This window comes from Kribbella sp. NPDC056345, from assembly GCF_042262745.1.
GTDB lineage: Bacteria > Actinomycetota > Actinomycetes > Propionibacteriales > Kribbellaceae > Kribbella.
The window spans coordinates 102,487-124,532 of record NZ_JBHJQQ010000011.1 but is presented as its reverse complement, the minus strand read 5'-3'; the positions used below and the strand labels follow the sequence as shown (position 1 = coordinate 124,532).

Here is a 22,046-nt window from a genome sequence, read left to right as displayed (position 1 = left end):
GCTCAGGCGATCATTCCCAGCAGTCGTTGCGCGGTGGCCGCGTCGATGTGCTGCATGGCCCTCGTGAACTGCTTCGCGTTGCTGACCATGGAGTCCCAGTCCATGGCTCCGCACGGCGCGTAGTAGAGGTTGGCTGGGTGGTCCTCACGGGTCGAGGGTGGAGTCCACTCGAAGTCGGTGATGACCAGACTCAGCCGGCGCTTGCGGACCGCGCTGGCGTTGATGTAGCGCCAGATCTGGAGGTAGTCGGTTCCACCGCTGACTTTCGGGACCCTGCGGAACTCCCGCCAGATGTGGGTGACGGACTTGTTCTCCACCTTCAGCAACGTCTCCTCCGAGAGCACGCTGCTGAACGAGTTGAAGTACAGATTGACGTTGAGCTTCTTCGCGATCCTGATGAGCATCAGCACCGCCTCCTGATAGTTCGCCTCACTGATCGACCCGGAGGTGTCGACATAGAGGTGGAGGTCGGGCATATAGCGCACGCTGGTGATCCGGCCGGCCTTGTTGAAGTCGTCGGGATCACGGCGGTTCGCCTTCAGAAATGTGGTCTTCGACCTGCGGAAGATGTTCTGTGACCGATTGACCTTGCCCATCCGTTTCAGCACCCGGGTGAGCGCTGCGAACAGGTCGACCTTCGAGGGCGGCTGTTTACGGAACATCACCCGGGCGGCCCGGCCTGTCGGCCAGCCGGTCTGCTGTGCGCCGGCCAGAACCTTGGCCCGGGCTGTCGCGCGCTGCAGGGTCGTGAGCTTCGACAACGCTTGATTTGAGACGACCTTCACCGGCGCAGCTAGGGCCTGGTTGATGATCATCCACTCGGCGGTGATCTTGTTGGCACGCGCCCGGGCATGCGCTTCAACGTTCACCAGCACGAGCGACCGCGGGCAAAACAGCTCTCCGATGGTGAAGGGCAAGACACCGGCAGTGCAGCCTGTCGCCACCCCCTGCTGGAGCGTTGCACCCGCACGCTGCTGTTCGACGTAGAGCATCAGCATGTGCACGATTACCCGCGCGAACGAGAATTCGTCGTTGCCGTCGGCATCGTCGACGCGCAGCTGAAGCGACTCGGTCAGGCCTTTGAGCGGCAGCGCGGCAAAGTCGCCGAGCAGCCGGACCGTCTGAGCTGGCAGCGCCGCGCTCATGGCCTGGGTCTGAACGGTGAGCCAGGCCTTGAAGTCGTCGAATGCGGCTGCGGACTGGAACCAGAATCCGAGCGTGTCCGGGTGATAGGCGTAGGCGAGGGCCGCAAAGAACTCGTTGCTGTCGCCGGATCCTGACAAGAGTGCCTTGGCGGCGGGAATCACGTCTTGGTGCGCGGTGTAGATGACCGTCCGGCTGGGAGCAGGTAGCTTGTGTGCCCGCCCTGCCTGGGCAGCGAACAGTTCGCCCACCGGCAGGGTCGTCCCCTGGTCGTAGCTGACCAGGGTCTGACCAAGGATCTCCTTCATGGTCTGCTCAGCCGCCGGTTGCACGGTCTCGGCAAGGCAGGACATGAGCAGTTGCTCGATATCCGGCCCCATGTCGTTGCCGTGCGCATCCGTGAAGCTCGCCGGGGCGCCGGGGTTGAGTGGCGTTCGCAGCGGGTCCACGACCACAGATCCGAGGACGGGCAGGGGATCGTAGTCACCCTTGCACGAGATCGTGTGGACTGGGTCGAGCACGGCCGGCTTCTGGTTGGAAACGGTGATTGTCATGATGACTGGCCCCTCCTTTCGGGGTATCCGGTGAGCAGGCCTCGATCACAGGAACGCCGAGATCATCGGCTTGACCCTTTCGGCCACCGGTGTCCCACTGTTGAGGAAGGCCTCGACGTTCTGGGTATCTGCCTGGGCAGCAGAGAGCATCTCGAACAGGGTCCGCATATGAGCCGTCTCGATCTGGTTCGTCGCCTGGGCGAGCTGTTCGATCAGCCGGGTGTTGTCCTCGTGATCCCTGAGCGCGTAGAGCAGCGAACCGGACTTGTCAGAGTCGGTCAGGTCCGCGATCAGCGCCGACAGGTCCGTCACGGACTGTGCGGCTTTGAGCTCTGCGTAGCAGTTCGGCTTCGGGACAACGACCTGGTTGGACACCGCCTGGCCGGCCCCGCTAGCAAGGTCTTCGGCGATGACCGCGACGACCTGCAGAGCGAACGCCGTGTTGCCCACGTGCGATTCGATCACCTCGTTCAGGACGTAGGTCTCACGGTCTCCGATCGTTGTCGGCGTGGCCAGGTAGCGCGACAACTGGTCACGGCTGGCCTTGTTCAGCCAGCGCGACAGGCTGTCGATCGTTCGCGGCGTGGTCAGCTGGTTCATCTCCTCGCCGGAGTCGAACAGCTCGGCGAATGACGAAGTGGTGGCATCGTCGTCATCGTCGGGTCCGTCAGTTGCGGCGATGCCCGACACAGCTTTCTGGAAGACGAGTGCCGGATACTGCGTCAGGACCTTCCTCACCCACGGGTTGAGATCGTCACCGAGGATGTTCATGAGCGTCGCGGCCTCGGGTTCGACCCGGTAGATCGAGAAGCGGGACAGGCTGGCCTCGTCGAGCGTGGTGACGTTGCCCTTGTCGTTGCCGGCCACGATGATGCGGACGTTCTTCGGCAGTTCGACGTGCCCCATGCAGCGCAGCGTGACCAAGGTCAGCGCGCCGGACGTAACGTCGGCGGTGGTTCGGTTGATCTCGTCGAGGAACAGGATCGGCCACTCGCGCGGGTTCGCCTCGGCATAGTCGATGCAGTCCTGGATGACGTGGTGGGGGTAGAAGACCTGCTTGTAGGACCCACCGTTGGTCGGCACGAGACGCGCACCCGTGAGGTCTGCCTTGTCAGCGAGCTGGTTGCACGGCAGCACGAAGGCCCTTGTGTTCATCGAGTAGGCCAGCGCCTCGACCCAGGAGGACTTGCCGATGCCGGGCTCGCCCATCAGGGCGGGAACAATGTTCATCTCGAGGTCCAGTTGGATGACCTCGGACAGCGTGTCGTTGAAGCGCATAGTGAGGATGCTTTCTGTGGTGGGCTGACAGGGAGGTCAGGAGTCGGACGTCGGCTGCGCGACCATCGCCGCGGCGCGGTCGAGCAGGAACGGGCGCCCGTTGCGGCGCTCGTTGTGCTTCGCGCGCGGTGGAATCACTTGCTGAGCTGCCTGGAACAGCAGCCAGGCCCGGTCGCTGCTGGAGAAGCTCCGGCCGACGGACATGTGCTCGACCAGGTGATTGAGCAGCTGGTGGTGGAGCGTGCCGAGAACTGAAAATTCGTGACGCGAGTGGTCGCCGTCGAAGTCGTCGAGAGTCTTGAACCTGCGGCGTGCGCCGGCAACCATCTGTCTGACGATCTGTGCTCCACCCGGAATGTCCGGGGCCTCGACGCCGGTGTCGACGTCGGCGGCGGACGCCGAAGGGACTCGCGCATTCTGGGCCAGGAAGGCGTACAGGTCTTCGACCGTGGAGAACTGCCCTGCCGGCCCCGCCGTGGCACGGGCCAGGACGTCGGGTGCAGGCGGACTGCGGGTGAACGTCACCCAATGGTCGAGCAAGATCTCGTACCAGCCGTGCTCCTCGCGGAGCACCCGTTTGCCGGCGGCGACAGGAAACGCATGGAAGTTGTCCGGCAGCGCAGTCACCAGGTGGAAACCCAGCCCGGACATCGACTGCTCGCAGTACAGGACGGCAGGCAGCGCCAGCAGCTGGGCGGCGACCTCCGGCGGGCAATCGGGCTCGATGTCGATGACCAGGAGGCCGTCGGTGAGCGCACGCAGGTAGAAGGCGGCGTTGGTCGCCGCCGGGAGCCTGTCGGTGAGCTCGTCGAGCACCACGAGACACTGCTCGTCGAGCGTCCAGGCACCCCGCAGCCAGTTGCGGTCGAGCAAAGCGCGCAGGTCGATGGGCGCTTTACGTTTGGCCGTCGGGTCGTCAGGGTCATCGCCGAGGCTGCCGGAGATCGTCCACCGGGCAGCGCCCGCAAGAGCACGGATAGCCGGGTTGGCATAGAAGTCGGCGAACCTGATGCGGGGATCGTCAAGGGTCATCGAGATCTTTCGTCAAGGACGGTGGCAGTGCCGACGAATCGGGCAGGCAGGACATGGCCCCTGCAGGCAGATCCAGTGCAGGGGCCATGCCGGTCGCGGAGGATTCAGCCCTGGTAGGTGATCCCCGCGGTCTCGCCGGCCTGGGAGTCGTCGCTCCACGGGCTGGCCGGGGCGGTCAGTGCGAACGGAGCGCCGATGGCGGACCCGGCATCCTTGAGCGCCGAGTTCTCCGCCTCCAGCCGCGCGAGCTTGGCCTCGAGAGTCTCTTCCTGCTGTGCAGCCAGCGCGGTTGCCTGCGAAGCGGGCACCGAGTTGGGCGCCGCCGCCGTGGCCGGTGCGGCCTGCTGCGGCTGATGGGCCGATGGGCCAGGCAGAGCGAAGCCGTTCTCGTCGATCACGGTGCCGGTTCCATCGTCCACGGCCGTGGCCACAGCCCCGTGCTGCTCGGCGCCGGGAGCCGCGGCCACCTGCACACTCTGTGGCGGCGAGGCGAAGACGATGCCACGAGCCGCGAGCTCAGCAGCGTTGGTGTTGCCCACGTAGTAGCGAACAGGCTCGTTGACGATCACCTGATCGAGCGAAAGCCCGCGGTTGGCGTACCCCTTCGGCTTGTAGACGCGCAGCACCAGAGTCACGTCGAGGCCCTGGGCCAGTTCCCGGCCGGAATCGTCCTGGACCACCTTGCCGTCATCGCCGGGGATTGCGATGCCCGGCAGGCTGCCCTTGCTGTCGATCGAGTAGTTCGCACCGGTATCCGGGTGCTTGGCAGAGGCGAAGCGTCGCTCGGCGACGTAACGCTCCTCCACCGTGGGATTGGCAGGGTCCTTGCAGATCAGCTCGGCATGGGTAATGAGCGCCGTAGTGTGAGGCTTCCCAACGGCCATCCCGCCGCTCTGGACCCTCCGCGCGTCGGATGCCTCAAGCTGGGCGCCGTCGATGAGCCGGGTCAGGCGGGAGAATCCGAGCTTGCCGCGGATGAGGACGATTTCCCCCTCGCTGAGCTGGGTGGCAGAGATTGAATAGTTGGCCATGATGGCGCTCCTTCTATGTGAATTCGCTGGTCTGGGTCTTCGAGCAGGGAGCACGTCGGAGCTCAGCTGCTGCCGCGTCGATCTGGGCCCGGATCGGGTGACCTTGCGCTATCGAAGAGCTGGACCGCGTCCCGGCTCAGGCGAACCTCAACCGGCGTGGCGTCCAGCGGCGGAGAATGCCAACGGCAAGTGGGGACCTTGGCAGAGGTAGGTCCGACGCGGATGGTCGACGTCCTTCAGGTCTCGTGCCGGTACATGCATTTCGGGGAGGGCTATCGCCGGTCCCGGTCGGTCAGTGCGTCATGCGCCATGCCGTCGGCGACGAACTGCCGGCACCACTTGAGCGTGCGATGCTCGAACACCGGCTCAGTGTTGGGTGATAGATACACGCCCCAGAGCCTGGCTCGGCGCTCGACACGGAACCCGTCGATTTCCCAGAAGCCAGGCCCGATACATCGCTCGTCCATCGTCGTTCCTTCGTCCGGCGTTCACGGGGCGAGTGGCATCGACACCCGCGCGTCGGACGACTGTGCGGCGTGATGGCAGCGGGTGATGGAGGAGCATTCCGGCATGCCGCCGCAAGCTTGCGGGCCTGGACCACTCGGCCGGCTTCGACGCCGCACCACATCGCACCCGAGACCGACGTCAGTCGGTCCGCTGCAACCGTCCGCATTTGTCCGGACGTTGTGGACAGCATCCTCGTGCTGCTGCGGTCACCCTTTGCTCTGCACCTTCCGGATCAGCTGCGCTGATCGTCGCAGTAGACGCCGCACGGAGCCCGAGCCGCCCAAAGGTAGAGACCCGCCGGGTTCAGCGCATCCGGGCGGGTCTTCTGGGTCGGCAGGTGTACGGCAGCATCGGCTCTCTCACTCGGAATCAGCCTCTTCGTCGGGCTCGTCCTGGCCGAGCAGGAAGCCGCGGGCCTCGCCGCGTTTCATCAGGTCAGGCAGATGTGCGAGTACCACGGCACGCTGCGTCTTCCGGCGATCGTCGACGACGTCGTATTCCCGCACCACTTCCATGTTGACGACCCAGCCGTCCTCGCGGGCAACAACCTTCTCAAGGTCCGACCCGGGTGGGACTTCCATGTGGGTGAAGTCGTGGTCGAACTCCGACGCGACCTCCAGGCGCTGGTCGGGCTCGTCGTTGTAAAGAGTGTCGCCGCTGACAACGCGGCCTTCATCGTCAAATGCCGTCAGGAAGACCCGATCGGCCAGCTTGGTGTTGTCGACGTGGACGGCCTCGACCGAGGTGTCTTTGATGAAGGCCGTCTCCTTGTTGAGACGTTCGAACACCCGGGCCCGGGCCTCATGGCACCACATAAGGCAGCGGGCCCTGTTGTAACCCTGAAATTCGCCCGGGCTGGGCGCCTCGGGCTGCAGATTGCTCATCGGCGTGCCCCCTTCACGCGCACGGTCGCGGAGTGCGGTGAAACCCGATGCAAACTCTTCGATGACCGGTTTCGTGGATCCGTTCGCTGAACCCGTCATCAGCCTGTCTGGTCCGGACCACCCGCTGACAACTGCCGTTTCGCACGGCAACCACCTCCCGTCTAGTAGCCGTCTCGGCCCCCCTCCCTGCTCCCCCCACTGGCCGCTGAACCAGTAACAGAAGACTATCCACTCCTCCTGCCTGGCGCGGAGGAAAATTGTGGATCTGTGGATAACTACATTGGCACTGCTTGAGCATCGCTTCCCGACCCCCGTCGAGCTGTTCGATCGCCTGAGTGTCTCCGGGCCGGTACACACGTGGGCGTGTTGTATACAGACCGCGGCACTGTCATCCACAAGATCCCCAGCACCTGCAAGCAGCAGCCGCCCCGAGGCAGAGAGGACATGTGGAAAACCAGCTCCGGAACCTTGGATGTCCTCAGCAACTAACCTCCGAACCCATGAATAGGCCGACCATCATTGCCTCCGGCAATAGACCAAATCAAGACCAATTGGTCTCGATTGCACGAACCTGCAACGCGCATACACCCGGTTGTCAACTGCCTTGAATGCACGCGCACAGGCGTCAGCACCCGCACATGCACGTGCATCCGCACGGCCATTGCCAGGTATGCGGGATACACAATCGCATCTGCCGATCCGGGCAGGTTCCGCAACATTTGATCAAATGCGCGGTGAGTTTTGGCGCGAATACGGGCTGTGACGGTTTGTGGAGAATTGTGAAATCGTCTCGACAGATGGCGCCTCTCATGCTCAGCGGCGACCCACGGGCCTGGACGTCTTCTTGACCGCCGGACGGATCGCCAACAGCGAGTTCTGGCCCGGGTAGCCGTTCACGGAGCGCGTCCGATGCACCCAGTCTTGGCACTCAGGCTATATCGCCGGCAGGCTCGTCACCGTCGATGTCCACGACGAAATATTGCATTCATGGACGCGCGCGTGTTAGCAGTCAAGGAGCTGACAGACAGGACAATCGGGCGCCCTTTTCGGAGGGGCATGCTGAGCGCGGTAACCACACAGGCAGCCGTCTGGCGTGCCATCGGGGACGTGCATAAAATTGTTTTCACGGTGCCGGATGTGAGCACGCGCATCCACGATTCCCTGGGGCTCGACAAACGTAATGCTGCGAATCCCGTGCGAGCCAGCCATGCCAGAAATTGAATTCTGGAGAATTCCGGTGGCCGATAGGTCATCAGCTGAAGTCGTATCATCGAAAGCGACGCCTGTATCCGCGGGCTTGGACAGCGGCGACTGACCAGAGGCCGCGTCGTCACTATTTCTTCTGGACGTGAAGTCACGCACGGCCGCACCTCCGCTGTTGCAAGTGGTGAAGCTGGGCCAGCTGGTGCGTCATGACCAGATCACGCCTTGGTGGTTCAGGTTGGCGTCGGCGCCGTCTTCGAACGGGTTCTGCCGAGCGTTGGACAGCTTGCCTCCGTGCACGGTGACGAGCGGCGCGACCGTGGCAGCGTCGGTCTCGGACAGTACTTCGTCCAGCACGGCGCGGCCGCTGTACCAACCCAACTGTGGAATGTTCAGGTTGCCTGCCCGCCAGACCCATAGGTGGCGTTGGTTGCTGCCGTCGATCAGTCGTGACTCGGCAGGGAAACACTCGAGGGCTTCGGCTTCTGACCCACACAACTCGGACTTGATCCGCTGTATGTCTCGCCAGGTGATCGGTTCGGGCTGTCTGTCGCGGCGGCGAAACGACAGGTGGGCATCATGTGTACCTTCGAGTCCGCCCCATCGAACGGTTCGGTCGTTGCGAGTGGCGACCAGCACCATGTAGCGGCTGTTCTGCCAGACCTGCTCGCCGGTGGTGGTGTTCTCGTGCTGGACGAATCGGGTCCACCGCGGCCGACCTCCCGCTGCCTTGGCCGGGTTGCCTGATTTTCTGGTCTTGGGCATCGTCGTGATCTCCTGTCGGTTGCGCTGTTCGCCCGGGTCGGCTCCGCCGGCTGGGCAGAGCCGACCCAGGCAGTTGCGGCACACGGGCTGAGCCTCAGAGCCGCAGGGTCGACCAGAGGTCGTTGAGGTCGCTTCGGATCTCGTCGTCGAGTGCGGCGAGTAGAGCCTTGTCGACGTCGACGGACCGCAGGAGCCGATCCTGGAGCTGCCGCTTGGTGGACAAGACCCCAGGCATACGCTCGTCTTGCGTGCCGTCGGTGATGATCCGGTAGACCTTCACCGGCTCGGTCTGCCCGGGGCGGTACACCCTGCCGATGGTCTGCTGGTAGAAGTCGAGCAGGAACGGCAGCGTGTACCAGATCAGCGTGGAGCCGCCGCGCTGGAGGTTCAGGCCGGCGCCGGCCGAAGCCGGGTGGATCAGCATCGCCGGGATGTCCTTGGCGTTCCAGCGGTGGATCATCGTGCGCGAGCCGTCGAATACCTCGGTAGGGATGCCTGTCTTGTTCAGCCGAGTGTGCAGCTGTTCCTTGTCCGACTTGAAGTGATAGGCGACCAGCGCGGGTTCTCCGGCGTTCTGGCGGATCAGGTGGGAGGTTTTCTGGATCTTCTCGTCGTGGATGATCTCGTACTGGCCTTTGGTGCTCGGGTCGTCAGGGTCAGACGTGTAGAGGGTGCCTGACGCGAACTGCATAAGCTTGCTGATCAGCACGGCCCGGTTGTCGGCGACGACTGTGCGGACAAGGTGCTCGTCGGGTTGGTGGAGGAACTTGCCGATCGTTGCTTGGCGGAACGTCGTGTAGGCGTCGCGTAGGTCGTCGCCGGTCAGTGTCGCCAGGTGTGTGCGGATCGTTTGGGCTTCGGGCTCGGCGGAGTTTCGCAGCCAGTCGGCGTAGGCGAGCTCCGCCTTCTGCAGCGCCGCTTGGCTGACGATCTGGACGATGAGGTCGCGCTTGAACACCCGGTAGGCAGTCATCAGGTCGGGAGGTAGGCGGACGTGGACGTCCTCCACGATGAGTGGCGGCAGCTTGATTGACGTGTTCTGGGCGCTCATCACGAGGTGTGCAATGGCCTGCTGGATTTCCTGCTCGGCGCCCGGCTTGGGCTTCCATTTCGGGGGCGCTTTGGAGTCCGGGATGACCGTCGGGGTGAACCAGCGTTGGCGGTACGCGTCGATGTCGGTCCCCAGAGCCCTGCCTTGGTCGAGGAGGTAGGCCTGGCTCCACAGGCCCTCGAGGCCGTTCGGCGCTGGCGTGGCGGTGAGCTCGATCAGCCGGGTGACTGCTGGGCGCACGGCCTTGAGTGCGTTGAATCGGTTTGAGGAGTGGGATCTGAATGCGTGGCTCTCGTCGATGATGATGGTCTGGAACGGCCAGATAAGGGTCTTTTGACCGTTGAGGTCTTGGATCGGCATCTGGTCGACCAGGCCGAACCTGCATTCGGGGCAGCCGGCTCCGGAGCAGGTGCGGCAAGCGCACGACGCCGATGTGACCAGGGAAGCGTTGCGTAGCTCCTGCACCCAGGTGTGAATCTTGGACTTGGCCGGGGTCGGGCGGCCGGGATCTGTGGCCGCCAGGTCGCGGTATTCGGTGACGAGTTCGTCGTAGTTGAGCATCCTTCGGGTTCGTACCAGCTGCAGGATCTGGGCCGCCTCCGCAGACATGACCGGGTCTTCCTTCTTGCTCGCTACCGGTGTGATCATTCTGGTCTGCTGGGACGGCTGGGTGAGCAGATCCGCATTGATGAAGTACATGGTCGGCGGGTCGGAGAACACCTGCTGGAACCGTTGGACGCGGCGCTCGCGCGAGAGCTTCCGGTCGCGTTCGTCGACGATCAGTGACCGGGTGCGGATGTTGAAGCCTCGGTCTTCGATCTCGTCGATCCAGGTGGAGCGGGCAACCGCGATGGGGGCAATCACGAGGATGTGGCCGATGGGTCGAATGCGTTGCAGAGCGCTGAGGACGGAGAGCGTCTTACCGCCGCCGACGTCTACCCAGATACCGGCGAACGGGTGGTCGACGATGAAGTCGACGGTGTGTTGCTGATGCGGCATGAGGACAGGTGCCGAGGGCGGGGTGGTGGCGAGAGTGGTCATCGTGGGCGAGCCGCCCTGGACTGGCCGGCTGCCTCCTTTCGTCGTTGGTCTATAGAGGACCAGCCTTGGTACTGGTCAGCGCAGGAGTGCCCAGGCGCCGGCGAGGCAGGCCAGGGACAGGAGCCAGATGCCGACGATTGCCGGAATCGCCGGTTGCTTCCGCCGGCTGTCCTTCGCGCCGGCCTCAGGCCCAGCGTTGCGCTGTCGTTTCCTTCCGATCCGGTGCATACCTGGTACTCCTGTTAGGCGTGATGAGGCTGCTGTGCTGGATTTGCTTCCTGGCTCAGACGCCGAGGGCATCCTTGACCAGTGCGATCCGCGCCTCGGCTTCGTCGGCTCTGGTGCGCTGACGCTCGAGTTCGGCACGCATGCTCTGGTTCTCGGCTTGCAGCTCAGCGATGGTGGTCGTCGTGCTGCGTGCCTCGCGGACGCGTTGCAGAACGAGGCTCGGGTGATCGTCTTCCTTCTCGTGCGGGCGGCTTGATGTCTTAGGGCTGGTCGTCATGGGGATTTTCGGTTTCCCTTCACACGCACGGCGGTCGTCGAATGCGACCGGTGCCGGGTGCGGTACCAGCCGGAACGTGGGTGCGCCGCTCTGGTCGAACCGGACGTCTATCTCGGCGTCCCCCGGCAGGCCGTCGGCCTGCTCGTCGAGCCACGAAGAGAACGCGCCCGCGTAGTCGTTGAATGCCTGGGCAATCGATATTGGTCTCGGTGTTTCCGATGGTCCGGCGAGCGTGTCTTGTTCGGGCTCTTCGTCCAGGCAGTGCGTAGCCAGCAGCCGGCGTATCTGAGCCTTGGCGTTGCGGGACGCCCTGTTCGGAGCGGTCATGTTGCGCGGTACCGAGGCGGTCTCCGCGGTGTTGTTGCGCAGGATGCAGTGGCCTTTGGCTGAGACTCTGCCGGTGCAGCCCTGCGCGATCGCGTTGAGTATCAGATCCCTGGCGGCTTGGTCGAAGCCCAGGAGGTCTTGGTTCGTGATGCGGCCGAAGGCAGTCGCGTTCTGGCGGTTCGATCGGGTGAGGCCGCGGCTCATCGATCAGCCTTGTGTTGGTGTCTTCGGGCGGTCGCGGACTTCATTCGTTTGTCCGCCCCTCGGTTTCGGGACCCGACTGATCGCCGCGCAGGTCGGCGACGAACGGGGCGGGGAGGCCTCTGTATAGAGGTGACAGGAGCTTCGGACAGAGGAAGCCTCGTGGGAGACGTTCCTTCGGCAGGTACGTCGACGTCACGCATGACGGTGCCCATCTAGGTGTTCATCCAGTTTTTGGTGAACGTCTCGGCGAGCATCTGGGTGTACACGTCGAGGTCGAGTGCCTCGATGATTGCCATGAGGGCGGGTGGTCCCAATGCTGTCAGGTCGTCGTTGCAAATGACCAGGGACCAGGTGGGGTCGATGCCATTGATCTTGCGCGTGGAGACGTCTCGGTCTTCGGGGACGAGGGTCAGACGGGGGTTCTGGGAGTTCATCCAGCGGGTCGCGGCCCAGCCGTGATGGGCGAGGATCGATGTGGCGATCTGGTCCGGTACCGGGCGCTGAGCACCCTGTCGGCGTTTCGCCTGGGTGGCTGGCGGGATCTTCCAGGCGCCGGCGCTGTGCAGGCTGACCGCACCTTCGGTGCCGTGACGCACGACGAACGCCCGGTTGACCATCTGCAAGGGCCTCGGGTCGACGATCCGTAGCTCCGTGTCGCCTGCAGTCGGATCCAGGGGGGTCGCGGCGAACGGATAGGTGATGGAGCCTCGCGACGCAGCAATGACATTCTGGAACAGCAGCGCCGTTCGCAGCGGGTCCTCGGGGTCGATCGCCTCGCCCATGAGCTTGCGCCCGAGGTCCGTGTCGAAGGTCTCCGACAGTGCGGACTCTCCCCTGGTGGCGACCGTCTGCAGGTACTGGGCCAGGGCGAAGTCGATCACGGCGGGGTGGGCCAGTGACTTGTCCGGACGGGGGCCCACATGGCAGGCCAGCGTGCCGCCGGAAGCAGCGAGGACCCGGCTTTCAGCGAGCGTGCTGCCTGCTCGGGGCGCGGTCAGCTCCAGCCGGTTGTTCGAGTCCTTGCTGATGAGGAACATCGGCTCGGGTTCGATGTCGACCCCGATCAGTGCTGCCTGCTCGGCGAGCACCTGGTCGTTGATCTCCCGGTCCAGTACGGAGTAGAGACCGTCGGTGTTCGTGGAGATGATCCGGGCACCGGCGAGCGTCTGCGCCTGGCCGATCCGCCAGCTGAAGAGCTGACCGATGATGCGCATCGAGATGATCCGGTTGTTCATCCGGATCGGGTTCTTGTGGGATGCATCGCCTGCGCCGGAAGCAGCGTTGAGGATGAGCTTCGTCCCGTTGCGCAAGGTGGTCAGGCGTTCCTTCTCAGCCGCGCGGAGGCCGGGCTGCTTGAGTTCGCGAGCGAGTCGTTCTTTGTCGAAGAAGATCGTTGCGTAGCGGTCTTCTCCCAGCTCGGGGTTGTAGAAGGCCCTCATGTTGCGCAGCAGGTTCGGGTAGTAGCTCGTGAAGTCCTCGTGGGTCACGTGGCCGATCGAGGTCCGGGCGTATTTCGGGTGAAGTTTGGTCGACGCGTCCTCCTTCACAACGAACAGCTCCGGTGCCTTCTTCGCCGCCTCCGTCCGGTACTCGGCGGACGTGGCCGCGGACTTTGCCAGCACTGTCTTGCCCTGGATGACGAACACGCCGCCGGGACTCATGCTGTCGGTGATCGCTACGTCCAGGGCTTCGTGGTCCGGGCGTTGTACCGCCAGGAGTACTGCGGGGTCAGGGACCTGCGTCTGGGCTCGCGTCAGTTGCTCTGCCTGGACCGGGTCGTCCTTCTTGGGTTTGCGATACTTGACCTTCGCCGGGTCCGATCCGAGCAGTACGAGACGCTTGTCGACCGACGTGCCGTCTGGCAGGGCGAGCATGTTGTGCTGGCGCTTCGCCTCGGCGACGAAGTCTTTCGCGTCGGGGTAGAAGTGGCGGGCGAGGCCGAGCATCATCGTGCCGGCGCGGTGCTCCGCGAGGTCTCGGTTGAACCCGGCGATATCGGCCTCGGCCCCGTGGATCCCGCCGGTGGAAAAGGTCGCGAAGCACGACGACGGGTTCCCGTCTGCTAGGAAGTAGGGCAGGTTGTTGGGCGACTTCGGGATCTCCTTCAGCGACCGGGCCGGGAGTCCGTACAGCTCGCTGTACTCCTCGGAGTCATTGAAGTTCTGCCCCTCGATCGACCGGTAGTACGCGACGACCTGCAGGAAGTCCGTGTGCGCCTTCGCCTGTGCAGGGTTGGCGGCGCGATCGGGGGTGACATGGTCCTCGAAGAAGCGCACGCACTCGTCGAGCACGTTGATCTGGGCGATTCCGCGCTCGCGAGCGATCTCTGCGGCGGGGTAGACAAACGAGACCTTCTCGATGTCGTTCAGGGGCGTGTACGGGGCGAGGATGCGGCCGACGAACTTCGCCGAGGACGAATCGATGGTCAGCCGGTCGCGGCGTACCGTCTCGTTGCGGTTGAAGACGGTCTCGCGGTATTGGGTCAGCAGGCCGGCCTTGAGGTCGAAGGCACTGGAGTACAGCGGGTGCTCGAACAGCTGGGCGAGGCCCAGACAGTCGGCGACGTTGTAGGCCAGCAGTTCGTAGAGCTCCTCGAGCGTCGTGATGATCGAGTCGTGGCCGAGCTTGCCGGATTCTTTGATCTGGTGCCCGAGCATGCCGAGCAGGCGCTTCAGCCCGACCTTGCGCTGCAGCTCGTTGAGCCGCGCGACGTCGAGGTGACGCCCGGACTGGAGCATCGCGCGGCGGATCTTGCCCTGAGGTGTGTCCCAGCCGAGGTAACCGGGCATGTACTCGATGTTCTTGGGATCGAACAGTTCGTCGTTGTGTGCGCGCAACGCGGCCGCGGTGATCGGCTTGAACTGCGGACGCTGTGCGAGGACGTCGACGAGAAGTTGTTCGGTCTCGGCGACGCGCTGCGGCGTGCTCGCACTGCGGCGTTGCTGCTGCGCGTGCGCCAGGCGGGCGCGGTGGTCGACGACGTCGGAGTACACCTCGGCCAGGTACAGCGCCAACATGGTCGTGTCGTAGTTCATGGAGTTGTAGCCGGCGAGGAACGGGTGGACCGCCGGGTCAAAGCTGGGGTCGGTATCACAGACGGGACGCAAGTCACCGGGATATGACGAGTCCTGCTCCGGATCGCACACCTGCTCTGCGTCGGAAAGCCCCATCAGTTGCGCCAGCCGCAGGTTACCTCGGATGGTGTGGAGGTCGTACAGCGAAACCTCGACCTGTGGCAGCCCGGGGTTGCCGGTGCGGATCACCTCGACCAGCGAGTGGGTCTGGACCGCTGCGGCCAGCGTGGCGTCGTCGACGAGGAAGAAGACCTCGAGTGCATCGCGGGCAGGGCCCGGGCGCGGCGTGTAGGCGACGAGGCTGAACACATTCGACAAGGACTCGATGTCATAGAACGTGAACAGCGATGACTCCGCTGTGACGGGTGGGAGTCGCCGTCGAGGTTGGGTCCTCTCTTGGGTAGCAGGCATCGTGTCTCTCATTTCGTTCTAGGGGTCTGCAGAACCGGGATTTCGTCCGGGCACGGCCTTATGCCGTTGAGCGGGGTCGGTAGTGTCAGGGCTCATCGGGGCTCGATCCCGGAGCCGGGAGGGACGCCGCGCCGGTCGCGGTCAGGGCATGGCGCAGTAGTCCGCGGTAGCTCGCCTGGAGCAGGGGTTTGCCGATCTTCAGCGGGTCGGTGCCCTTGTAGGCAGGGGCGTACCAGCTCTTCAGTTCGTACTCGGCGATCATCGGCTCGGGCTTGTTCAGCATCTGGCCGGGACGGATTTTGCGGTTCTTGTCCGGGCAGTGCCAGTCGGAGTCGCCGTCGATGATGGCGACGAGGCTGGAGACGAATCGTTGCCGGCTGATCAGAGACCCGGACGGGGACGCCCGGAGGAACCAGCTCTTGAACAGGTCGTAGAGGAACGGGAACGGCAACAGGTCCCAGACGAACAGCTCGCGGAGCTCCTCCCAGAAGGATCTGACCGGGTCGTTCACCTCTTTGTACTCGGCGAGTACGGCCTTCGTCGCCACAGGTTCCGAGAGCTGGTAGTAGTTTCCCGGATCTGCGGCCCCGGCACGATTGATCGCGTACCACAGCGCGTACTCGAGGACCTCTGTGCGCTGTAGGTAGTCGTCCTTGATGTACTTGCGTTCTGAGCCGCTGAAGCTCTTCGTGAAGGGTACGAAGAGCTGCCGGCGGTAGAAGCTCTCGGACTTGTCCTTGGCTTTCGGGAATTCGTTGAGGCACTGCACCATGAAGCCGAGGAACTGGAACGCGATCGGCATCCGGTACTTGCGGTTGATCTGGATGACGTCGCCGGTCACGATCGCCTTGAGGTTGGCGGCCTTGTCGATGAGTGTTCCTACGTCGTTCTCGTCGACGATGATCGCGTTGGCCCGTACGAGTGGCTCCAGCGCGAAGTCCTTGCCGAAGTCGGACAGCGGGATCGAGGTGTGGGTGCCGTCACCGACCAGGTTGCGCATGAGCGCACAGAGCGTGCCCTTGCCGTTGTTGCCGCGCTCGCTGTAGAACCACGCGGTCTTGCCCCAGCGAACATGGGGCCGGACGATCGCGCCGATGATCTCCCAGATCAGATCGGATAGTCCTTCCTGGCCAGGCTGGTCGAACATCTCCTCTAGCCAGGCGACGATCTCCCAGTCCCCGTCCTCGGGGTGGGTGATGACCTGCGGCGGCGCATCCTCGACGTAGTCGACGCGGCTCTTGGAGAGAAAGACGATGGCTGGGTCGAAGCGGTGGACCTTCTTGCCCTCGAAGTGGAACGTCCGGCCACCGATCTCGATGTCGCGGTCGGCTGCGCTGTACAAGACGATGCCGTTGTTGACGGCAAGGAGATCCCGGTGCGCGCACCGCTGGGTCCGAGGGCTGTCCTCACGCAGGATCGCGAGGACCTCTTTGAAGTCGTTCAGGGTGAGCTGTGTGTCGTAGCGTCTCGCAGTCGTGCGGAGGTCGTCTTCGCTCACGGTGTAGGTGCCGCGATTGGCTCCGGTGGCGTTGTACATCGCGAGTAGGTCGTACTCGCGGTCGGTGTCCTTCGCGTTGGGCGCAATCCGGATGACATGGTGCAGGCGCAGGAGTATCTGCGCGATCTGCCAGCAGGAGAGGCGTTTGGCCAGTGGCAACCGGCCGTCACCCTTGGGGATCTTGACGTTCTCGGCCTTGATGATCGCATTGCTGGCGGCAAGCAACTCCTGCTCCAGTAGCCGAGGGGTGGGCGCAGCGTCCAGGTCAAGGCGCGACAAGTAGGTGGTCGTGACGTGCGTAACGATGAGGTTCTGCGGTGCCGCGGCTTGCGAGCGGCCGTCGAAGAAGTCGAGCAACTCGGTCAGCAGGGTCGCGGTTCTGGTCACCGGCGGCGAGGATCCGGTGTCGCCGGGCGAGACGGACGAGCCGTTGCCCGTGCCGGGAGTGGTCATGCGTCGCCTCTTCGCATCGTGATGGAGACCCGTCGGCAGGGGGTGGGAAGCCGACACGGTTCGTCTCTGAATGGAACGTGTCCACCGACCCTATGCCATTCGAATGATCATCTGCAATCCATTCAATGATTATCTGAATGGCTATCTGCACCCATGGGTGAGCTGCGTGGGCCGGAGTGTGTAGTCCGTGCAGCGAGGGGTGCTCGACATCGAGCGGGCGCCTAGCAGCACCCGGGGGCGGCGTCAGCCGCCCGAGTTCGTCTCAGTGGGTCCGCTCGTCGGATGCGGCGGACGTGGGAGGCGGCAGGCCCGGGCAGATCCTGGGCGCCCTGGGGCAGCGAAGGCTGTACCACGTCAAGTGGTACAGGCGTTTCCGCAGGTCAGATCGTGTTTCTGCCGGGCTTCTGCCAGGGCTGTACCACTTCCCAAATTTGAAGTGGTACAGACAGAACGCCAGGTCAGGTGGGGTTTTAGTACCCCTGTACCAGAGGTACCAGAGATTTCAGACCTGACATGCGCATGCCTGCGGGTGCGCCTGCGACCAGTCCGGGGTTCTCAGCCGGGCCCCCACTCCCCTGCGACGCCACCGCGACGGCGGGACTCGGTGTCTCGGCCGTCCCACTGCTAGAGGAAGGTGCCAGATCGGTGGTACCTCTGGTACATCGGGCTGAAATCCGTGTCTGACCAGGGCAAACGGGCGTACCACGGGAATGTTCGCAGTGGTACGAGCGACTCGCGCTGTCGAATTCCAGGTCATGCGTTTCCCCAGGTCAGACCGCGGTTCGTGAGGTGTACCAGAGCAAGTGGTACATCTGGCAGCGATCTGCTCTGAACAAAGGTGCCCCGGACGAGACAGGAGGTCTCATCCGGGGCAGAAGAGCCGGCAGTAGCCGACTTCGGGATGGTAGGAGATGGCCGGCAGCAGATCTCATCTTGCCGGGCAACGGGGGTGGACGACTGCCACTGCGGTCGGCCACTCGCAAGGGAAGGGTCATGGATGACTATTCGGGCTCTATTGAGATCACATCTGCGTGATCTATCAATGGTTGTCGAATGATCTTTAATTCCGCTACGATGACGAGCAGACGGCAGGAGACCATCGCCGTCGCCGTCGCTCTTGGCGGATGGAAACGTGAAGAGAAGGACCGGAGGGTATTCCCCGTGGGAAGGGATCCCTTCGGTCCTTCTCCCATGTCCTGCCCGATGCACGATCCTGCGGTCGGTCACCGCCGGGTCAGTACAGCGGCTGTCTCCGGCGTGAACGTCAGCTTCTGAAGATCGTGCTGGTACTCCGGGTACGGGGCGTCGGGTCGTTGGGTGCGCGAACCGGTCCGCTCGATCACATAGACGATGTCGTAGGTGACCGAGTAGTTCTGGTTACTGGGCACATAGTCTTCACGCTTGTCGAGCGTGATGGTGCTGAAGCCTTCGACCTGGTTCAGCTTCCGGTAGAACCGGCCAACCTTGCGCTTGGCGCGGCGCTCGGCCTTGTCGCAGGACAGACCCCAGGCAGTGATGCGGTAGATGTGGGTGTAGCCGATGTCGAAGGTTGGAAAGTACTTCGCGCTGGCAAAGGCCAGACGGGATTTCGCCCTGAGCGTCGGCAGCAGCGCCGGAGCCATCAGCTCGCCGTCCACGTAGACGCAGCTCTCGATGACAGCCATGATGATCAGCTCCTTTCGCTGCACTGACCGGCCAGTAGGCCGGCCGAACTCGGCTTTCCACTATTCCCCGGTGACCGGTTTCACCCCGGTCACCCGGGCCTCGCCGCGCTAGCTCGCGGCCGGACTCGCACGATCAGGCAGGCGAGGCACACAAACCAGGCCGCGCCCATCACCGAGACGCCGACCGGTGTCGCCAGCGCCTGAACGGCGCCCGGTGGAACCAGAGCTGTGGCAAGGTTGTACACCGAGTGGAGAACGACGACCTGCCAGAGCCCACGGGTGCGCTCGGCAACCAGTGCGAGCACGAGCCCTAGTGGTGCCGTCGCGACCGCCTGGATGAGATTGCCGTGCATACAGGCGAAGAGCAGCGACGTGAGCACTGCCGACGTCACGACACCTACCTGCTTGCGCAGCAGGGGATAGGTGAGCCCCCGCAAGAGTGCCTCCTCGCTGAGCGGGGCAACCACGAGAGCCAGCGTGATCACCAGCACCTGAGCCGACGCCTGCTCGGCTTCGCGATGCCGGTCGAAGCCAGGAGACCCCACCAGCCCATAGAGCATGAGCGCGATCGTCTGACCAGCCAGAAATGTCACGGGCATTGCGAGCAGCACCCAGCGCCAGAACCGCGGGGATCGCTGCGTTCCGTCCATTGGCCCAGGTCCGGGATCGAAGGCGAAGAATCTGGGCCGCAGGTAGCGCGCGCAGCCAACCGTGACCGTGACGATCGCTCCGACGGCGATCGTGGCAACGACCGGGTTCCCGATCCACACCAGGACGAGCGCGGCAAGCAGGATGTACCCGCCGGGAACGACGAGCATCACGAGCACGCACCAGCCGATGCGGCGCGACGCCGCGAGAGGCGGCTCGGTCCGCGGTCTTCGGTCAGTCTCGGTGGTCATCACAGCGGCTCCGTGATGACCACCTGTAGACGGGTCTCGCCCATGAACGTGTTGAGCTGGAGTCTCCCGAGGAAGCGCAACGCCTCCAGATCGTGGCTGGTAGCGGTCTGAGCAAGCCGGTCATGGTGCTCCTCGGCCGCGTTCCACCACAGGCAGGCAAGACCGGTGCCGGTGACGAGTCGCAGGTGCTGCTTCTCGGTGCCGATCCGGTCCACCCTGAATCCGTCGAGCGCGACTTCGAAGACCGGCTCGACGAAGCCGTGGCCGAACGGGCGCAGTGTCTCGATGCGGCGCACCAGCTCGATCAGTGGTTCGACGTCGGTCAGTGGGGCGTCGCACTCGGGGCCTGGACCGAGCACGAGGTCACTCGCCGGCCCGATCGAGTCTGCGGCGGCGACCATTGCGACCCGGGTTGCGCTTTCGAGGATTGCCACGAGCTTGTCGAGCGCTGCGGCGGTGCTCAGCTTCACTCCACACGCCTGCTGGTGACCGATGGCCCAGAGGTCCTCATGACCCTCGAGGGCGGCGATGATCTCGAACCAGGCAGGGGCCCTGCCAGACCCGCTCACCGGCTCCGACGGCGTCGCCGGCCGGTTCAGCACGACGACCGGGTGACCGTGCTTCTCCATCATCTGGTTGGCCAGCAGCCCGTACATGCCCGCAGGGGCGGCCGAGAAGTAGACCCATGGCGCCAATGGCTGGTCGCCGTCAGCCAGCTCAGCCAGGTGCTCGACGACCAGTTCCTTGCGGCGCTCGTTGTTCGCGATCACCCGTTGGGCCGCGGCGAGCTTCTGGTTCGTGGTCGGGCTCGTGAACACCGCGAAGCAGTCGGACAACGGTGTGCCGATCCGCCGGGGGCTGTTCATCGCCGGGGCCACATAGAAGCCGTAGAACCCTTCGTCGATGTCGTCGACGCTCCGGACTTTGCCTGCCTGCGCGAAGGCCTTCAAGAGGACCGCGAAACCCTCGAACGCGGCGAGGTACGCCGCATCGTGCTCACCCGGCTCTGCGGCAAGCAGCTGCAGGAGCGTGGCTTTCTGGACATCAATGCCGTCGGGGTTCGGGTCCAAGCCGCCATAAGGGTTCGGAACCGTCCTCGGGGCGGCCGCGCTCAGCAGCCGGGCGATCGAGAGCGAGTCCCGCACCAGTTGCCTGTTCTCGTACAGCACGGGCATGACGTCGGACACGGTACCGAGGCCGGCGAACAGGCGTAGCAGGCGAATGGCCCACCGCTTTGATGGCTGGTGCGCCGCGGTATAGGCCTCCAGAACCTGGTAGAGAACATGCGCGCCGCAGATCCCGCGCAGAGCGTAGGTCTCATCGAGGCGGCACGGGTCGACGGTCACGTCGGCTGCGCTTCCCGGGGCGAGTTCCTGGTGATGGTCGGTCACCAGGACTTTCCACCCCAACGCCTGTGCGGCGCGCACACCGGCATGGGAGTTCACTCCCCCGTCACAGGTGAGCAGCGCGGTCGTCTCCGGGTAGTGCCGATGGATATCGGCGACGTCCTCGATGGTCAGGTCGTGCCCGCGGCGGTAGTCGGGGATGTAGAGGTTCACCTCGAACCCGAGCTCCTTGAGCCCCGCGAATCCGAGAACGCCAGAAGCAATGCCGTCCATGTCGAAATCGGGAGCCACGGTGATCGTGCCTCCCGAACGACGAACGTCCTCGAGCGCGGCCACCATCGTCTCGAGATCCTTCAGCGCGTCGTGCTCCTCGCAGTCGATGGCCTCGAGGTACTCGTCGGTCCAGCCCCTGCGCTGGCGCAGGAGCGCGAACAGGTCGGAGCTGGTTCCGGCACCCTGCCACTGGCGATCGGAGTCGACGAACGTGGGGGTTGTGGTCATCATCATGTCCTTGCTGATCGAATGATCATCTAATGCGATTTTAGCAGCGCGAGCCTCTTCTTGATGCTGTTATCACATCATCTTTGCTTAATCTATAGAGATCGTCATCCAATGGCTTTTCATAGATCAGCTAGTGGTTTATGGTCGACACCATGGCTAAGCGAAGCGTCGTCGAGTCGGACCTCAGTAAGCGTCCGAATGCCGCGACAGTCACCTTCGCGGTCGGTGACGAGTGGTATGAGATCGACCTCACCGCCAAGGAGCGGCGCGAGTTCGAGGCAGATCTGAAGAAGTACGTCCAGGCGGGCCGCCGAGCCGAGCCGAAGAAGCAGCGGCAAGTTCCAGAGATGACTCCCGAGGAGCGCGAGACGATCCGGGCCTGGGGTCGGGAAAACGGCTTCAATGTCCCAGGCATGGGCCGGATCAGCAAAGAGTTGCAGGCCGCCTACGACCAAGCACACGGGATCGACACGGCCAGCCGCAAAGCAGCTCCGAAGCCGCGTCGGAGCGCCGGTCCTGAGGTCCCCGCAATGACTCCCGAGGAGCGCGAGACGATCCGCGCCTGGGGCCGGGAAAACGGCTTCAATGCCCAAGGCAAGGGGCGGATCAGCAAAGAGTTGCAGGCCGCCTACGACGAAGCACACGGGATCGCCAGGGAGAGATAACCCCCGGCAC

General features: G+C 64.1%; 15 protein-coding genes. 1 reads left to right on the top strand and 14 read right to left on the bottom strand.

The genetic code is table 11. From position 1 onward, the window contains the following. Nucleotides 1-2: 2 nt before the first annotated feature. The 14 genes from ACFCV3_RS32350 to ACFCV3_RS32285 all read right to left on the bottom strand — a co-directional run bounded on the left by ACFCV3_RS32350 (nucleotide 3) and on the right by ACFCV3_RS32285 (nucleotide 21,371). The gene (locus ACFCV3_RS32350; protein ID WP_376036429.1) at nucleotides 3-1,697 is read right to left on the bottom strand and encodes a hypothetical protein; all 1,695 of its coding nucleotides are present in this window, start codon (nucleotides 1,695-1,697) and stop codon (nucleotides 3-5) included. Between the two features lie 45 nt (nucleotides 1,698-1,742). After that, entirely contained in the window at nucleotides 1,743-2,975 is a 1,233-nt protein-coding gene (locus ACFCV3_RS32345) for an AAA family ATPase (RefSeq protein ID WP_132399959.1), read from the bottom strand. Between the two features lie 36 nt (nucleotides 2,976-3,011). After that, on the bottom strand, nucleotides 3,012-4,007 hold the full coding sequence (locus ACFCV3_RS32340; RefSeq protein WP_376036427.1) for a hypothetical protein: 996 nt from the start codon (nucleotides 4,005-4,007) through the stop codon (nucleotides 3,012-3,014). Between the two features lie 104 nt (nucleotides 4,008-4,111). Beyond that, nucleotides 4,112-5,038 (bottom strand): hypothetical protein, encoded by a 927-nt coding sequence (locus ACFCV3_RS32335; RefSeq protein WP_376036425.1) that lies wholly within the window; start codon nucleotides 5,036-5,038, stop codon nucleotides 4,112-4,114. Nucleotides 5,039-5,904: 866 nt separating this feature from the next. Continuing rightward, on the bottom strand, nucleotides 5,905-6,429 hold the full coding sequence (locus tag ACFCV3_RS32330; protein ID WP_376036423.1) for a hypothetical protein: 525 nt from the start codon (nucleotides 6,427-6,429) through the stop codon (nucleotides 5,905-5,907). 1,410 nt (nucleotides 6,430-7,839) lie between these two features. Further along, on the bottom strand, nucleotides 7,840-8,397 hold the full coding sequence (locus ACFCV3_RS32325) for a hypothetical protein (protein WP_376036420.1): 558 nt from the start codon (nucleotides 8,395-8,397) through the stop codon (nucleotides 7,840-7,842). 94 nt (nucleotides 8,398-8,491) lie between these two features. Further along, nucleotides 8,492-10,489: a helicase-related protein gene (locus ACFCV3_RS32320; RefSeq protein ID WP_376036418.1), complete on the bottom strand. Its 1,998-nt coding sequence runs from the start codon at nucleotides 10,487-10,489 to the stop codon at nucleotides 8,492-8,494. Nucleotides 10,490-10,564: 75 nt separating this feature from the next. Next, nucleotides 10,565-10,717 carry a hypothetical protein gene (locus tag ACFCV3_RS32315; RefSeq protein ID WP_376036417.1) on the bottom strand — a complete coding sequence of 51 codons (153 nt, stop codon included), beginning with the start codon at nucleotides 10,715-10,717 and terminating at the stop codon, nucleotides 10,565-10,567. 55 nt (nucleotides 10,718-10,772) lie between these two features. Then, nucleotides 10,773-11,525: a hypothetical protein gene (locus tag ACFCV3_RS32310; protein WP_376036414.1), complete on the bottom strand. Its 753-nt coding sequence runs from the start codon at nucleotides 11,523-11,525 to the stop codon at nucleotides 10,773-10,775. 212 nt (nucleotides 11,526-11,737) lie between these two features. After that, nucleotides 11,738-15,010, bottom strand: a complete 3,273-nt coding sequence (locus tag ACFCV3_RS32305) for a hypothetical protein (protein ID WP_376036412.1) — start codon at nucleotides 15,008-15,010, stop codon at nucleotides 11,738-11,740. Between the two features lie 85 nt (nucleotides 15,011-15,095). Beyond that, nucleotides 15,096-16,961 (bottom strand): phage/plasmid primase, P4 family, encoded by a 1,866-nt coding sequence (locus ACFCV3_RS32300; protein ID WP_376036410.1) that lies wholly within the window; start codon nucleotides 16,959-16,961, stop codon nucleotides 15,096-15,098. A 1,223-nt stretch (nucleotides 16,962-18,184) separates the two neighbouring features. Beyond that, the gene (locus ACFCV3_RS32295; protein WP_376036408.1) at nucleotides 18,185-18,625 is read right to left on the bottom strand and encodes a hypothetical protein; all 441 of its coding nucleotides are present in this window, start codon (nucleotides 18,623-18,625) and stop codon (nucleotides 18,185-18,187) included. 89 nt (nucleotides 18,626-18,714) lie between these two features. Next, nucleotides 18,715-19,524 (bottom strand): lysostaphin resistance A-like protein, encoded by an 810-nt coding sequence (locus ACFCV3_RS32290; protein ID WP_376036406.1) that lies wholly within the window; start codon nucleotides 19,522-19,524, stop codon nucleotides 18,715-18,717. Next, nucleotides 19,524-21,371 carry a DHH family phosphoesterase gene (locus ACFCV3_RS32285; protein WP_376036403.1) on the bottom strand — a complete coding sequence of 616 codons (1,848 nt, stop codon included), beginning with the start codon at nucleotides 21,369-21,371 and terminating at the stop codon, nucleotides 19,524-19,526. The genes ACFCV3_RS32290 and ACFCV3_RS32285 overlap by 1 nt, the downstream gene beginning before the upstream one ends. A gap of 152 nt (nucleotides 21,372-21,523) precedes the next feature. Here ACFCV3_RS32285 and ACFCV3_RS32280 point away from each other — a divergent pair, with 152 nt between their 5' ends. Continuing rightward, nucleotides 21,524-22,036: a histone-like nucleoid-structuring protein Lsr2 gene (locus ACFCV3_RS32280; RefSeq protein ID WP_376036400.1), complete on the top strand. Its 513-nt coding sequence runs from the start codon at nucleotides 21,524-21,526 to the stop codon at nucleotides 22,034-22,036. The last annotated feature ends 10 nt before the right edge of the window (nucleotides 22,037-22,046 follow it).

Excerpts from the sequence above, each read along its gene's own strand:
- ACFCV3_RS32300 (WP_376036410.1), bottom strand. The coding sequence starts at position 16,961 with ATGACCACTCCCGGCACGGGCAACGGCTCGTCCGTCTCGCCCGGCGAC.
- ACFCV3_RS32295 (WP_376036408.1), bottom strand. The coding sequence starts at position 18,625 with ATGGCTGTCATCGAGAGCTGCGTCTACGTGGACGGCGAGCTGATGGCT.
- ACFCV3_RS32285 (WP_376036403.1), bottom strand. The coding sequence starts at position 21,371 with ATGACCACAACCCCCACGTTCGTCGACTCCGATCGCCAGTGGCAGGGT.
- ACFCV3_RS32320 (WP_376036418.1), bottom strand. The coding sequence starts at position 10,489 with ATGACCACTCTCGCCACCACCCCGCCCTCGGCACCTGTCCTCATGCCG.
- ACFCV3_RS32280 (WP_376036400.1), top strand. The coding sequence starts at position 21,524 with ATGGCTAAGCGAAGCGTCGTCGAGTCGGACCTCAGTAAGCGTCCGAAT.
- ACFCV3_RS32345 (WP_132399959.1), bottom strand. The coding sequence starts at position 2,975 with ATGCGCTTCAACGACACGCTGTCCGAGGTCATCCAACTGGACCTCGAG.
- ACFCV3_RS32310 (WP_376036414.1), bottom strand. The coding sequence starts at position 11,525 with ATGAGCCGCGGCCTCACCCGATCGAACCGCCAGAACGCGACTGCCTTC.
- ACFCV3_RS32340 (WP_376036427.1), bottom strand. The coding sequence starts at position 4,007 with ATGACCCTTGACGATCCCCGCATCAGGTTCGCCGACTTCTATGCCAAC.
- ACFCV3_RS32350 (WP_376036429.1), bottom strand. The coding sequence starts at position 1,697 with ATGACAATCACCGTTTCCAACCAGAAGCCGGCCGTGCTCGACCCAGTC.
- ACFCV3_RS32335 (WP_376036425.1), bottom strand. The coding sequence starts at position 5,038 with ATGGCCAACTATTCAATCTCTGCCACCCAGCTCAGCGAGGGGGAAATC.
- ACFCV3_RS32305 (WP_376036412.1), bottom strand. The coding sequence starts at position 15,010 with ATGCCTGCTACCCAAGAGAGGACCCAACCTCGACGGCGACTCCCACCC.
- ACFCV3_RS32315 (WP_376036417.1), bottom strand. The coding sequence starts at position 10,717 with ATGCACCGGATCGGAAGGAAACGACAGCGCAACGCTGGGCCTGAGGCC.
- ACFCV3_RS32330 (WP_376036423.1), bottom strand. The coding sequence starts at position 6,429 with ATGAGCAATCTGCAGCCCGAGGCGCCCAGCCCGGGCGAATTTCAGGGT.
- ACFCV3_RS32290 (WP_376036406.1), bottom strand. The coding sequence starts at position 19,524 with ATGACCACCGAGACTGACCGAAGACCGCGGACCGAGCCGCCTCTCGCG.
- ACFCV3_RS32325 (WP_376036420.1), bottom strand. The coding sequence starts at position 8,397 with ATGCCCAAGACCAGAAAATCAGGCAACCCGGCCAAGGCAGCGGGAGGT.